A 14,833-nucleotide genomic window follows, 5' to 3' on the forward strand; every position below is an offset into this window, starting at 1 on the left:
CAAACTAATAAACAAAACAATTACACTAAATCTAAAAACTATGAATGAAAAACAAATGCGGTATGCCGGCATAAGGACAATGGGAACAAAATTATTCCTATTTATGACTTTGTTTTTTGCCGCACTAACAGTGCAAGCTGGGAACGTTGACATTAACAAACGAGTCACTTTAAAAGTTGATAATGAGAGTATAAAAAATATATTTCAAAAAATTGAAAATCAGGTTGATGTGCATTTTATGTACGAAAGCAGCCAAGTAAACGCCAATCAGAAATTAAGTTTAAAACTGAATAACGTAACGCTTGAACAGGCGTTGGATAAAATTTGCGGAAATGCGCTTCGATATGAGATTGTGAGCAACAATATTGTAATCAAGAAAAATCAGAAAGTTGCTTCTGCAGATCAGAATAAAATTATTGTTTCGGGAACTGTTTTTGGAGGAGACGATAATATGCCGTTGCCAGGAGTTGGAATTAAAGATAAAGGTTCAGACGCAGCAACAGCAACAGATTTTGACGGAACATTTAAATTGGAAGTAAATGCTTCTGAAGCCACGCTTATTTTTTCTTATGTGGGATATGTTACGCAAGAAGTAAAAGTAACGAGTTCACAAAATATTACTGTAAAATTGGCGGCTGATGTAAAACAGCTTCAAGAAGTTGTGGTAATGGGTTACGGAAGCGTAAAAAAGAATGAAGTTTTAGGAGCGGTTGGTTCTGTTTCTATGAAAGAAACTTCTAGCAGAACCTACAACAACGCAGCTGAATTATTGCAAGGAACAGTTGCCGGAGTTACGGTAATTAACGATGGTGGTGATCCGACTGCATCGCCGACAATCAACATTCGTGGTATTGGATCTTTGAACGCTGAAACACCTTTAATTGTTTTGGACGGAATCATTTACAGCGGTTCTTTAAATACTATTAATCCAAACGATATTGCTTCGATAAATGTCCTAAAAGATGCAGCTTCTGCAGCAATTTACGGTGCGAGAGCTTCTGGGGGAGTAATTTTAATCACTTCTAAAAAAGGAATTTCAGATAAGATTAATGTAAATGTAAACTACCAAGGAGGTTTCCAGAATGTAGCGAAAAAATTAGAGGTTTTAAACGCTGCAGAATATGCTGATGCGATGAATCTTGCAAGAGATAATGCAGGTTTGCCAAGAATTCCTGCTTTCGATCCAGCATTTGAACCAACTGCAAGAACAACAAAAACAAACTGGATGGATGAAATTTTCCGTACAGGAGAAATTCAAGATCTGTCGCTTTCGGTAAACGGAAAAACAGAAAAATCTAATTTTTTTCTTTCTGGAAGTTATAGAAAAAACGAAGGTATTTTGTTAAACACTTACGGAGAACGTTACACAGTAAGAGCAAATTCTTCTTTTAAATTGGCTGATAATTTTACAATTGGAGAAAATTTATCATACTCATTAACAGACGGGCAAACTGCAAATACTTCAAGTTCGTACACAGGAGCAATTCAAGCCGCGATTTTGTATCCGCCAAACGCAACAATTTACAGAGAAGATGGTTCGGGTCAATTTGGTGGTGTTCCAGAAAAATATGTTGGTTCTTATGGAGACGTTATCAATCCGGTGGCGTATTTGAAAAGATTAGACAATAAAAATCCTATTTCAACAATTTTGATCAATCCGTATGCAGAATGGGAAATTGTTTCTGGATTAAAAGTAAAATCGAATTGGGGATATACTAGAATTCAAGACAATGCAACAGACTTTACAGTAAAAGTTACTGAGCCAGGAAAAATATTCGATTTCAATAGATTGACGTTGAAAAACTCAACAGTTACCGATTTATTGAGCGAACAGACGATTTCTTATGAGAAATCATTTGGAAAACACAATTTGAAAGCTTTAGCTGGATATACCTATCAAGAAACAAAAAGAGATTTTTACACAGTTGAAGGAACTGGTTTTGATAACGAAGATCCATCACAGCGTTATTTATTGAATGCAAAATTAATTCAGCAGACCGCGGCAGGAAGATCAGATGAAATTATTTCTTCTTATGTGGGAAGAATTAATTACGATTTCAGTCAGAAATATTTAATCTCTGGAATTGTTCGCCGTGACGGAACTTCAAAATTATTAGAAAATAACCGTTGGAAAGTGTACCCTTCAGTTTCTGCAGGTTGGTTAATTTCTGAAGAAAATTTTATGAAAGGTATTGAGCCAATCATCAGCAATTTGAAACTTCGTGCAAGCTGGGGACAAATTGGAAACTTAGGAAACCTTGGACCATACCAATTTAGTGTGCCTTTGGTACAAACTCAGGCTTTAATTGGAGCAGTTCCGTCCATCAATTACGGTTACGCTGAAAGCGAATTATCAAACCCGAATTTAAAATGGGAAAGCTCTGAGCAGACCAATATTGGTTTAGATTTTACAATGCTAAATAATACTTTGGTTGGTTCTGTCGATGCTTATGTAAAGAAAAACAAAGACATGTTGGTTCGTGACCAATTGCCTGGAGTTTCTGGAACACCACAAGGAAGAATTGTAAACTCAGGAGATGTTGAAAATAAAGGAATCGAGGTGAGTTTAACGTACCAAAAAACTCGTGGAGAATTTAAATTTGATGTTACCGCAAACGCTGGATTCTTAAGCAATAGAATTGTTTCTATTAAAGATGATTTAAATTCATTAGAACCTTTAGGATTAAGCAGAGTTCGTAGTTTGCCATTAGCCAATATTTATCAAGTGGGGAGTCCAGTTGGAGCCTTCTATGGATATCAGACAGACGGATTATTCCAAAGTAATGAAGAGGTGAAAGCGTATGTAAACAAAAATGGTGTAATGTATCAGCCAAATGCGGTGGCTGGAGATATTAAATTCAAAGATGAAAATGGCGACGGCGTAATCAATAATAGTGATAGAGTAGTTTTAGGAAGTCCTTTCCCAAAAACAACGTATAGTTTGAATGCCAATTTCAAATACAAAGGATTTGATATGAATATTTTCTTCACGGGTGCTGCAGGAAATAGTGTTTTCAATGCCGTAAGATATACAGGTCTAAATGCTTCTTTCCCAGGTTACAATTTATTGGCAGATTCAAAAGACGCTTGGTCGCCAACAAATACCAATACCAATGTTCCAATTCTTTCGTCAACAGACAATAATAACAATTTCGGACGTATTTCTGATTTATATATTGAAGATGCTTCTTTCTTAAGATTGAAAAACGTTTCTATCGGTTACACTATAAAAGAAAGCTGGCTGAATGGAAAAGCAAAATTGAGATTCTTCATCTCTGGACAAAACTTATTTACGATTACTAATTATTCTGGAATGGATCCTGAGGTGGGACTTAAAAACTTCGGAATGGATTTAGGACGTTATCCGCTTTCTCGTATTTACATGACAGGTGTTAACGCAACTTTTTAAAAAATAAAAAACAATTAAAATGAAAAAAATAAGTCTTTTATTATTGAGTTTTGTGCTTTTGATAAGCACTTCGGCTTGCGAAAGCGAACTTGATGTTGTGCCGCAAGGAGCTCCTTCGAGCGGGAATTTCTGGAAAACGCCAGCAGATGCAAAAGCAGGAGTAAATGCAATTTATGCTTTGTATTCCGATGATAATATGTACGGTCGTGGTTTCTTTTGGCTGAATAATGCCAGCGATGATATTGGCACAAAACCAAGACAAAACGCAGAAAGAATCAAAAATTTTATCGTAGACGGATCAGAATCGGATACAAAAGATATCTGGAGAATTCACTACGAAATTATGAAACGTTGCAACGACGTGATTCGTAATATTCCAAATATTGCATTGGATGAAAAAACAAGAAACGGAATGTTGGGAGAAGCTTATTTTAATCATGCTGTAATGCATTTAGAATTAGCCTATCATTATGGAGACGATCGTGCAGGAATTCCGATTCAGGACAGAGAAAATCCGACAAATGTTTATGTGCCTCGCGCTAAAAACGTAGCCGAAAATTACGCTTACATTGCAGCAGATTTAATTAAAGCAGCCGATTTGTTGCCTTATTTTGATCAGCTAACACCAGACAATCGCGGACGCGCTCACAAAACTGCGGCTTGGGCATATTTGGTTCGTACTTATTTATATGCAAAAGATTGGGACAATGCCATCAAATATGCGAATATGATCGTGGCTAGCGGAAAACACAAATTATTAGACAATTTTGAAGATGTATTTAAAATCAGCAACAATTGGTCTTCAGAATATATTTGGTCAGTGACTTCAAGTGCCGAAAATACATCTTTAGGTTCTATTTTTCCTGGAGTTTGTCTAGAAGATAAAGGTTGGGGAGTTTACAACGGATGGGGAAATTTTTATCCGACAAAAGAATTATTTGATACTTATGCGCCAAACGATAAAAGAAGAAGCGCTACGATTTTACAAAAAGGAGACAAATTTGTTTATTTCGGAGAAACTGTAACTTTCAATGAAGGAAATCATGTTGTAAGTTCAAGTAACAGAACAGGTTATCAGTTTAAAAAATATATGGAGCCGTTCAGTTATCCAAAAACAACATCGGGCGGAGTGGATATTCGTTATGTAAATGCAAACGGAGACAAACCTTCAACAGCTTTAAATGTTCCTCTTTTACGTTATGCTGATGTGATTTTGATGTTAGCGGAAGCGAAATTAATGAAAGGTCAAAATGCAGATACAGAAATCAATATGATTCGCCACCGTGCAGGTCTTGCAGATATTTCTGGAGCTACAATGGTCGATTTGAAAAGAGAAAGAAGATGCGAACTAGCAGGCGAGTGGACAGACCGTCATTTTGATTTAGTACGCTGGGGAGACGCAAAAGAAACTTATGCAAAACCATTGCACCATTATAACGGAAGTGTTATTTATCCTGCCCGTAATTTCAATCCTGCAGTTCATCATGTGTGGCCAATACCGCCAGATGAAATCGCAGTGAGTAAAGGAGCTTTAACTCAAAACCAAGGCTGGTAATAAAAAAAAATGTTGTGTTTTTTTAGTTTTTTACGCTGCAGTCTTAGTCAGGAGACTGCAGTTGTAAAAAAAGTTTGTCATTCCGAGGAACGAGGAATCACACTCGGGATTCGACAAAGATTGGAGAAATTCTATACGGAATTTCTAGTGTGATTCCTCGTTCCTCGGAATGACAAATAGAACTTAATAAATTATAAAACTCCATTTCTAATAAAGTTACCTACGGCTTTAAAAGAATAAAACTCATTTTCGATGAAAAAAATAATCACCCTTTTTTGCCTTCAATTTTGCTTGTTTGCTCAAGCGCAAGAATACAGTTCGTCTAACATTCATTCTCATAACGATTACGAAAGCAAATTACCATTTTATGGTGCCTATTCTAATGAAACAGGAGTTATAGAAGCTGATGTTTTTTTAGTAAATAACGAATTATTTGTGGCTCATACTTCTAAAGAAATTGCTTCTCACAATACACTTAAAAGCATGTATTTGGAACCGCTTTCAAACAAATTAAAAACATTGGAAGGAAAAGCGTATCCAAGCAATAAACCTCTGATTGTAATGATTGATATAAAGTCAGATGCCGATTCGACTTTAAAAACAATTACACAGCAGCTAAAAACTTTTCCAGATATTATTTCGAATAAAAACATAAAAGTGGTTATTTCTGGAAATAGACCTTTACCGTCACTATGGAAGGAATATCCAGATTTTATTTATTTTGACGGAAGGCTGAATGAAAATTATACTCCAGATCAATTAGCGAGAGTTGAGATGATCAGCGAAGATTTGCATGAAATCACAGTTTGGAACGGAAAAGGTGTTTTGACGCAGCCAGATTCTGAAAAAATTCAGACAATTATCAAAAAAGTCCACGATCAAAACAAAAAAATAAGATTCTGGGCTACGCAAGACAACGTGAATACGTATATGACTTTGATGAATTTAAAAGTTGATTTTATCGGAACGGATAAAGTTGCCGAGCTGACTCAATTTATTAATAACATTAAAACGACATTTTACCAGAATACAGAATTTCATCAAGCGTATGTTCCTAAAAATGGTTTCAAGAATAAACGTCCAAAAAATGTTATTCTCTTAATTGGAGACGGAATGGGATTAACGCAAATTTATTCTGGTTACACCGCAAACAAAGGGCAATTGAGTTTGTTCAATATTCCAACGCAAGGATTTTCAATCACAAAAGCTTCAGATAGTTATATCACAGATTCTGCAGCAGGAGCTACGGCAATGGCTACAGGACATAAAACTAATAATCGTTTTATCAGTGTCGATGAACAAGGAAAAGCACTTCAGACAATTGCAGAACAATTGGCGAAGAAAAACTATAAAACGGCCATTATTTCTGCGGGCAATATTACAGACGCAACTCCGGCTGCATTTTATGCACATCAACCAGAAAGAAGTTTGAGCGAACCAATTGCGAACGATTTTCTTTCAAGTTCATCAGATATTTTAATTGGAGGAGGGCAGAAAGAGTTTATTTCCAGAAAAGACGGTAAAGATTTGTCTAAAACTTTAACCGAAAAAGGATATACTTTCTCTGATAAATTCTCGAGTTTAGATACCATTAAAAACAGCAAATTTGTTGTTTTAGAAGATGCAGCGGTGGTTTCTATGAAAAATGGAAGAGGAGATTTTCTAACGAAATCTTTAGCGAAAACGACCAACACTTTTTCGAAAACAAAAAATCCGTTTTTTATTATGGCTGAAGGCGCTCAAATTGATTATGGCGGACACCAGAATAATGTAGAATATGTGGTGAGAGAAATGCTTGATTTTGACAAATTGGTTGGCCAGGCAATGGAATTTGTAGATAAAAATCCGGAAACTTTGTTAATCGTAACTGCAGATCACGAAACGGGAGGATTATCTCTAATTGATGGAAGTATTGAAAAAGGTTACGTTCACGGAAGCTTCAGCACCAACGATCACACGGCAATTCCTGTTCCAGTTTTTGCTTATGGACCAGGTTCTGAAAAATTCATGGGTGTTTATCAGAATACTGCGATTTATGACAAGATTATGGAATTGATTGGTGGGAAATGATTTTTTTAAATAATTCAAATTAAAGGAGCGTCTCAAAAGATCGCTCCTTTTTAATTTAAGAAATATATCGCTCCGCTGGAGCTTTTTACTTTGTATTTTGAATTCTCAGCTATAAATATTTCGCTCTTCCAGAGCTTGAAAATGTTTTTGTAAAAGTACAGCAATGTAAAAAATATCGTTTATCTACTTTTCATATTTGATATTTGACATTTCGCTTATTTTCCTTTCAACAAATTAATGCTCACCGTTGCAGTATCAGCATCGGGAAATCTCTTAAAAATGGATTTATCCGGAAATAATCCAGCTTCGGCCGCAATCGCATTAAAAACATCAATTTCAACAATATACTGGTCAGAAAAACCGTGAGTAGCATCATAAGCCGTTGCGGGAGTTCTGCCTAAATTGCTGGCTGTAAGTTGTGGATTTATGGTATGAAGCTCTATAAGAAGCAAACCAAATTTACGCACATATGGAGACCATTTTTGAAGATGCTCCAAAAGATTATCTTCGGCCAGATTGTTGCTGATTCTTTTTCCTCTATAAGCAAACGCGCCTGTTGAGGTACTAACTCTGTTTGGATTAATATGTTTCGGTTCTTGCCAAATTCTGTTGTGATCTAGAAAAGTCCTCACATTCAGAAGATCTTTCAAGTCAATATTATAATTTTCTTTCAAATCATTGGCTAGCAAATCAGGGCGGCCAATATCGCCCCAGATTACTTTTGCCCAAATATCTGCATTTATCAAATTGGCTCTAGTTACTTTCAAGGCAGTTTGGTTATAATCAACTCCAACTATAAACAGCGGATATTCGTCGAGCATTTTCCCTCTTAAAGTCTGTCTGTCGATTACTTCAAAAATGTGCTGCAAAAAAGCGCCATTTCCGCATCCCATATCGAGAATTCCTTTTGGTTGTTCTTCGATAGGAAGATTAAAAAGCTTGATCAGAATTTCATCAACCACTTTAAAATAAGTGTCGTGAGCGCCACCGCTTCCCCAAACGTTCATTTCACGATCTACATGAAGTTCGTTTTCGCCTTCAGCTGTTCTTAAAATATCTGGATTGCCAAAAATTAACTCTTCAACTTTGGCAAAGGTTGGCAGATAAGAAACCGTAACGCCATAAGCGCTGGCTCTTTTGGCAAAAAATAAGCCTGCTTCAGTAAACTGATAATTGCCGTTTTTTTCTAGAAACCATCCCAGATGAACAAAAAAGTCCAATATCTTTTTAAAATTTTCGGGTGATTTATGAAACTCTTCGGGTCTGAAAGAAGTTTCCATAAAATACTTATGAAACATTCCGTTCATTGCCAAACGAACAATGGTTGGGCCAATCAGATAACCTTCAATATGTTTTAAAATCTGTTCTTGAATGCTGTTTTTCAACTGATCTTCTGAAGGCTCAATTCCGTACCTTTTTTTATATTTTTCAAAAATGGCATTTAGTCTTTCAAAAGGAACATCTTCAAACAAACGCGGATGAAACTGAATTGATAACTGTAACAAACTCACCACATCTTCGTAGAGATAAAACAATGAAAAAGCTGTTTTGGTTTTTTCGTTTACTGAAATCTTAATTTCCTGAGTTTTGTTATTGACTTCGTAATCCAGAAATCCTTGAGAAGCCAAAACTCTCAAACCGACATTCAGATAACCTTCATTGGCATTAAAAGCATTTGTAAGCTCAGATAATGTGAGCTGTTCTTTTTCTAAAATAAATTCTAAAACAGATTTGTTTTTGAGCGCTATTGCTACAGGAGCCGTAACTAATCCGTCAAGATGCCTAAAAATGGAACTTAAAAGTTGTGATTTATCGGTCATAATAAAAGAATGAAGATTACTTTAAAAATAGTGAATTTTTTGATTGGTTGGAATGAAAAGAATTATCGCAAAGTGACGATCCATAAAAAAAACAGCGTCAGAAGATTTTTTCCTTCTGACGCTGGGTTTAATTGCTCTAAAGTTTATTAACTTGTAGATTACATTTGTAATTCTCTAATTTGTTGAATATTAAAATATTTGCTTACCAAGTTGTTAAAGCACTTCTTTTCCAAGTATTTGTTGCTACACATATATAGACATAATCATTATCTATTCTAATGTCTCCTTTTGTTCCTACAGCTGTAGCAGAAGTTGGAGCGATGTTTGAAGTTGTTAAAGTTGGCAAGCTTGATAACAAATATTCTTTAGTTACAATAACTTTCCCTGTCGTATCTGCTGTTATTAAAGTCTTAGTCTGAGTTGGAGCCAACAATGTATTATCTGTTAGTTTTCTGATAGCAATATTACCAGATCCATCCCCTAATATCATATTATTAGTTATACTATTATCCAATGTTGTAAATCTTCCTAAAACAGTGCTATTACTTGCATAACGATTACCATTGCTTAATTTTCCTATAATAATATTTTCGTTTCCGTCTAATAAACCTGCGTTTACAGCACTTGGTATATCTGAGCCTATTAATATATTGTCATTTCCAGTTACCAAAGAGTTTCCCGCATTTGGACCTATTCCAATATTTCTTGAGTTTGAAGTATTTGTTGAAGGAGATCCTATTAAAGCTCCGTAGCCAATAGCTACATTCAATTCACCAGTAATTGATTTATGTAGTGTACCTGTACCTATTCCAATATTACCCAATCCAGTAGTATTTCCATCTAAAGCACCATAACCTAGCCCAACATTAGACTCACCTGTAGTATTTGCAGTTAAAGCAGATCTTCCTATTCCAACATTATATTTTCCCGAAGTATTAGCCACCATAGCATTAGATCCTACTGCTGTATTGTATATTCCATCAATATTGTTATTTAGGGCACTATCACCTACCGCCGTATTTCTAGTTCCAATCGTATTCTTATTTAGAGCAATATTACCTATAGCAGTATTTCTTATACCTGTAGTATTACCATTTAACGCACCGTTTCCTATTGCAGTATTAGAGGTTCCTGTCAAATTAGCACTTAACGTGTTGACTCCTAAAACGGTGTTAGCAGCCTGATTTGAACCTCCTTTACCGATTCTAATACCATTAATAGTTTTATCTACACCTCCTAATTCTTGTAAAGATGTATTATCAACAATGCCTGCAGTTGTTGCGGAAACTGGCTCAGATTCTTTTTGAAAAATATCACTAAATTCTAGTTCTCCATTTTGATTTGTTTTTAAAATTTTATCGGGCTGATTTGTTTCTAAATCAGCGACTTTTATTCTGTTATAGTTTGTGCTCATTTTAATATTGTTTATTGAAATAATTTTCTAATGCCTTTATAATTAAGACTTGTTAACTTTATAGATTTATCTAAATTATTTTTAAGATTGCATTTATTTTGAAAGGTTTAGATAAATCAAAACTCCAAATGCTAGTTGTGTATGAGCTCCAAACCATTTTTAAACCGTCAGGACTAAAATTAACAGCATGAAAATTAGATGTAGTTATTATAGTTGATAAGTCAATTGATTCAGAGGTAATTGCACCAGCTAGATCATAAGGATTTTGCAGGTTTATTTTAATAACTGATCTTTGGCCACTCAATTTCGTATATAAAATAGATTTGCCATCTGGAGTTACATAAAATCCATGTGTGCTAAAATTAAGTGTTTGAGATGGTGTCAGCGTGCTTACATCCCATGGTGTTGATAGCAGATATTTTGTAAGGGTACTACCAGTATGATTAAAGAACATTGTTCCATCTGGACTGAAAAAATTATATGATGTTGTTCCGATCGGATAATATCCTAAATAACTAATTGTGGAGACATCCCAAGCCGTTTCAAGCTGATAAATATAAATGCATTTAGATGTTGTTCCAGAAACGAAAACCTTTTTGCCATCAGGGGAAAAGTAATGACCTCTAATTTGGCTTTCTCCGTTTTGGGTCATAGTGATAGACTTGCTTAAATAGGTTGCTGTACTTACATCCCAAGGAATTGATAAGGAATATTGCGCTATCGAATCTGGTCCATTGTGTAAAGTTGTATATAACCTTGTCCCATCAGGACTGAGAGATGTATACATTTGGGTTAATAAATTGGTTTTAGTTTTTCCCCTATAGGACACAGTATTTATTTTTGACCTTCCGAAAATAGTATTTTGTAATAAAGCTCCCATAGTTATACACCTAATAATAAAACACTATTTGTATGTCCTCTTTTTGTAAAAGTGAAAATCTGTTTTTCGGTTGTTACTGATGGAGTTCCAAACAGCCATGTATGTGGCGCTGTTATTGCCCAAGTTACATTTACGCCAAGCAATGTGACTCCGTTAAAAATGAAACTTTGAGGCAATGACGCTGGAACTGTAATTGTGCAGTTGGCTGTAAAAAGTACAGTTTTTCCATGCCAACTAGAAGGAATGGTTTGACTTGCGTTTACTTCTAATTGATTTGAAATATCTTGTTTGTTTGATAAATCAATATTTCCGTCACCAAGGATTGATTCTCCATTGACTGTTTTAAAATCTAAGGCTGAGGTTATGTCACCAAACTCCAATTCTCCATTGGAGTTTGTTATTAAAATTTTATCATGCTGATTTGTTTCTAAATCAGCGACTTTTATTCTGTTATGATTTGTGCTCATTTTTTATGGTATTTATTAGTATTATTTAGCTGGCAAGCTCAACATATCTAATATTAGTAATGTCAAATTTTCTAATATTTGCCTTTATTTTTAGATCGCCATAAAAAATATCTGTAAATACAATATTAGTGTTGTAATCTCGCAAACGATACTGATTTCCAATACGTTCAAAGTAAAAAGTTGGAGGATTAGTTTTCATAATAAAGCTTTCAAGAATGCCAATATCTTTAGAATATTCAAATCCTGATGAAGCTTGGTAAGCTCTTAAGTTTGAAGTAACGTCGGCTCCATTTAAATAAACTTGCGCTGCAAATTTTACTGAATTGTCTGATGAAGATATTAATGATATGCAAGGTTCATTAGGACTGCCAATAGTTGCACCCAGAGGAGATCTTGTTAATGTAAAATAAACTCTAAAATCCTTATCACTAGGAATTGTGAAGCAAGTTGCTGAACAGGCAACATCATATAAACTTAATTTAATATCTCCAGTGATATTCAGATTAGGAGATCCATTAATAACTGTCCAGTCAGAAATTCCTGGTTTATGAATAATACCTAAGACAACTAGTAGACGTCCATTAAAAATTGTGCTGATTCCATTGTTTAGGATGATATCAAAATTTCCCTCATTTGCGCTGGTTGTAATGTTGACTATTATTTCATTGTCACTAACAAATGTTGAGTAATTTACAGTATGTCCAGATATTGAAATTGTCATATTTGGAGTAAAAAATGCGCCTTTTATTGTTAAGTTGCCGGTGGTACTTGGAAGAAAAAAAAGTGAAGCATCGGTAATATGCGGAGCGGGATAATTTGTAAAAGTGTACATCTTTAAGTTTCCATTTACATCTGTACTTAATACTTTATTGTTAGTTAAATTTCCATCGTTGCGAGTTGATGGATAATTACTCAGTTTAATATCTTTATTTAAAAAAGCTGTAATCTCAATAACATCAGAAACAGTAATAGGCGATTGGCCAATTCCAAAACTTCTGCCTCTAAGATTTATTTGAAAAACTCGCCCTGAATCAGTGGTCGTAAATTTTACGATTTCATTGGCGCCTACAGTTAAAATCGGATTTAAAGAATTAATATAGTCAACAAAACCAATAGCATTTTGAGCTTGTAAAACCGTAGACACTATAGGTTTAATTGTTGTAATTAAATTTGATAACTCTGAAAATTTATTAATTTCACTAAATTCCAATTCACCCTTGGAATTTGTAGTTAAAATCTTATTTGGTTCGTTTGTTTCTAAATCAGAAACTTTTATTCTATTGTGGTTTGTGCTCATTTTTTGATTTGTTACAAGATTATTAGTTCTTTAGGCTACTATTGTTGATGAATTGTATTGATTTAAGCTTCTTTGAAGAATATTTACTCCTGGAGAAATCAATCCATTAGTAAATAAAATTCCATTTTTTATATTCCATGTTGGCTGATTAATAGAAGGCCAATTTGTTTCATCCAGAGTAATGTATTGGTTGTCATTTTGAACTATAATGTAGTTGTTGCCTATAAAATCAGCTGTTATTTCATCATAAGTTGTTGTTGAATTTATTTCTAAGTATGAAATAAAATATCCTCCTAAAATTGTAAATGTAGAATTTGAGAATACGATTAATTTCGTCAGACTAGTTCCCTTAATTAGATTTTTAGCAGTAACAGTTGCATCTATAAACATCAAGCCAGCGTAGTTATTTCCACCTCCAATAAGTTGATCTGAATTGGGAAAACTTGCAATTCCAGTTATTCTGCATCTGCCATTACAATTAGATCTATTTATACTAATATTTGAACTTATTTGTGCATTGTCTTTAAAATTAATACTAACATTATTACCATATAAATAACTAAAGTTTGAATTTGAATAAGGTGAGACTGAAGAAATACTTCCATGATTAATATCTCCAGAAGTAAAAGCATTATTTAAAAGTAAAAATGTATCGTCGTGAGTCAAATTGTCAAAATCTAAAGTTAATTTCATAAATGTACCAACCAAATAGCTTTTACCACGAAAATTTAAATTTGTAGCTTTTATGTATATTTTTCGCCCTCCACCAGTTCCTGCAAAAATTCCATTAGTATTAGTTATTTTAATGTTTAAAGTATTACAAATTATACTTGAATTGGCAGAATTTCCTGTGCCACATTGATATGTTTCAGAAAACTCAACCAAATTACTTTTAATGTTTACAAAAGCATTATTGAAACCAATTGCTGAGAGAGTAGGTGGTGTAAAATAGATGTTTCCCACTGGTAGATCAATATTAAAATATTGACTATTTACTGTATATACATTTGCAGTTTTTACATTTATTGTGCAAGCAGCTTCACTTCTTAAATCAAATCTTTTTGTTGTTCCATTATTCATGGCAACATTAATATTAAATGATGTAGGTGAAAGAATCTGTATATATGTAGAATTAGGGTCTGCTAAAAAAGAAGTTATTGCATTATCTAAAGTTGAATAAGGTTTGTTTGGATTTTCTGGTTCAGCAGTAGAATCATTTCCTGTTGAAGAAACAAAATAAACACCCTTTACCATAGGTGAATTTTTTGTTCCGCCAGATATAACCCATGTGTCGGATTCGACTTTTGTTAGTATTCGTGATTCTCCATTTGTTATGGTCAGGGGAATATTTGTTATAAAATTAATTCCTGCTCCCACAATGTTAATTACTCCTGTTCCTCTATTTGTAATTTCTTTTTTAGTGCCGATCGGTAGTAATAAAGATGAATTGGAAGGGATGATTAATGAAACAGCAGTTGAAGAAGAAAAAACAGTTTTCTTGTTAATATTATCAATATTCAAAGTATAGGTCGTAGATGAAAAATTTTCTATATCTGTTAGCCATGTTTTAAAAATACTTTTACTCCAATCATATAATGATTTAATACTAGGGAATGCAGATGTTGAGTTTTTGTTTTCTTCAATATTCTGTACTTTATTAGATTTATCTTCTTTTAAATCTAGAGAATCCTTCAAAATTTTTCCCTGTCTAGCATCCAAAGCTTTTCCCTCTTCAGTATAATCTAATCCATTATAACTATCAGTTTTAATGCTATTAATATCACGAAACTCCAGCTCGCCACTGGAGTTTGTGCTTAAAATTTTGTCTCGCTCACTTGTTTCTAAATCGGCGACTTTTATTCTATTGTGGTTTGTGCTCATTTTTATGGTATTTTTTAAGTAGTTTTTTGAAAAAAAATAA

At 34.0% G+C, this 14,833-nt stretch carries 9 protein-coding genes; 3 read left to right on the forward strand and 6 right to left on the reverse strand.

Going from position 1 to position 14,833, the window contains the following annotated elements; translation table 11 throughout:
- The first annotated feature begins 40 nt into the window (after window positions 1–40).
- The 3 genes from ACNRYB_RS10125 to ACNRYB_RS10135 all read left to right on the forward strand — a co-directional run bounded on the left by ACNRYB_RS10125 (window position 41) and on the right by ACNRYB_RS10135 (window position 7,034).
- Window positions 41–3,409 (forward strand): TonB-dependent receptor, encoded by a 3,369-nt coding sequence (locus ACNRYB_RS10125; protein WP_473729973.1) that lies wholly within the window; start codon window positions 41–43, stop codon window positions 3,407–3,409.
- A gap of 19 nt (window positions 3,410–3,428) precedes the next feature.
- Window positions 3,429–4,964 (forward strand): RagB/SusD family nutrient uptake outer membrane protein, encoded by a 1,536-nt coding sequence (locus ACNRYB_RS10130; RefSeq protein WP_473729974.1) that lies wholly within the window; start codon window positions 3,429–3,431, stop codon window positions 4,962–4,964.
- A gap of 252 nt (window positions 4,965–5,216) precedes the next feature.
- A complete protein-coding gene (locus ACNRYB_RS10135; protein WP_473729975.1) occupies window positions 5,217–7,034 on the forward strand; it encodes an alkaline phosphatase in 1,818 nt (605 codons plus the stop codon).
- Window positions 7,035–7,249: 215 nt separating this feature from the next.
- On the opposite strand, the gene ACNRYB_RS10140 is transcribed toward ACNRYB_RS10135, so the two are convergent.
- The 6 genes from ACNRYB_RS10140 to ACNRYB_RS10165 all read right to left on the reverse strand — a co-directional run bounded on the left by ACNRYB_RS10140 (window position 7,250) and on the right by ACNRYB_RS10165 (window position 14,793).
- Window positions 7,250–8,854: a class I SAM-dependent methyltransferase gene (locus ACNRYB_RS10140; RefSeq protein ID WP_473729976.1), complete on the reverse strand. Its 1,605-nt coding sequence runs from the start codon at window positions 8,852–8,854 to the stop codon at window positions 7,250–7,252.
- A 202-nt stretch (window positions 8,855–9,056) separates the two neighbouring features.
- A complete protein-coding gene (locus ACNRYB_RS10145; RefSeq protein ID WP_473729977.1) occupies window positions 9,057–10,268 on the reverse strand; it encodes a hypothetical protein in 1,212 nt (403 codons plus the stop codon).
- 70 nt (window positions 10,269–10,338) lie between these two features.
- A complete protein-coding gene (locus tag ACNRYB_RS10150) occupies window positions 10,339–11,055 on the reverse strand; it encodes a hypothetical protein (protein ID WP_473729978.1) in 717 nt (238 codons plus the stop codon).
- A gap of 95 nt (window positions 11,056–11,150) precedes the next feature.
- Complete coding sequence (locus tag ACNRYB_RS10155) at window positions 11,151–11,615, reverse strand: hypothetical protein (protein WP_473729979.1); 465 nt, start codon at window positions 11,613–11,615, stop codon at window positions 11,151–11,153.
- A 25-nt stretch (window positions 11,616–11,640) separates the two neighbouring features.
- Window positions 11,641–12,912 (reverse strand): hypothetical protein, encoded by a 1,272-nt coding sequence (locus tag ACNRYB_RS10160; protein ID WP_473729980.1) that lies wholly within the window; start codon window positions 12,910–12,912, stop codon window positions 11,641–11,643.
- Window positions 12,913–12,942: 30 nt separating this feature from the next.
- Window positions 12,943–14,793 (reverse strand): hypothetical protein, encoded by a 1,851-nt coding sequence (locus ACNRYB_RS10165; RefSeq protein ID WP_473729981.1) that lies wholly within the window; start codon window positions 14,791–14,793, stop codon window positions 12,943–12,945.
- Between the last annotated feature and the right edge of the window lie 40 nt (window positions 14,794–14,833).

It is taken from the genome of Flavobacterium sp. CR10 (assembly GCF_055814415.1).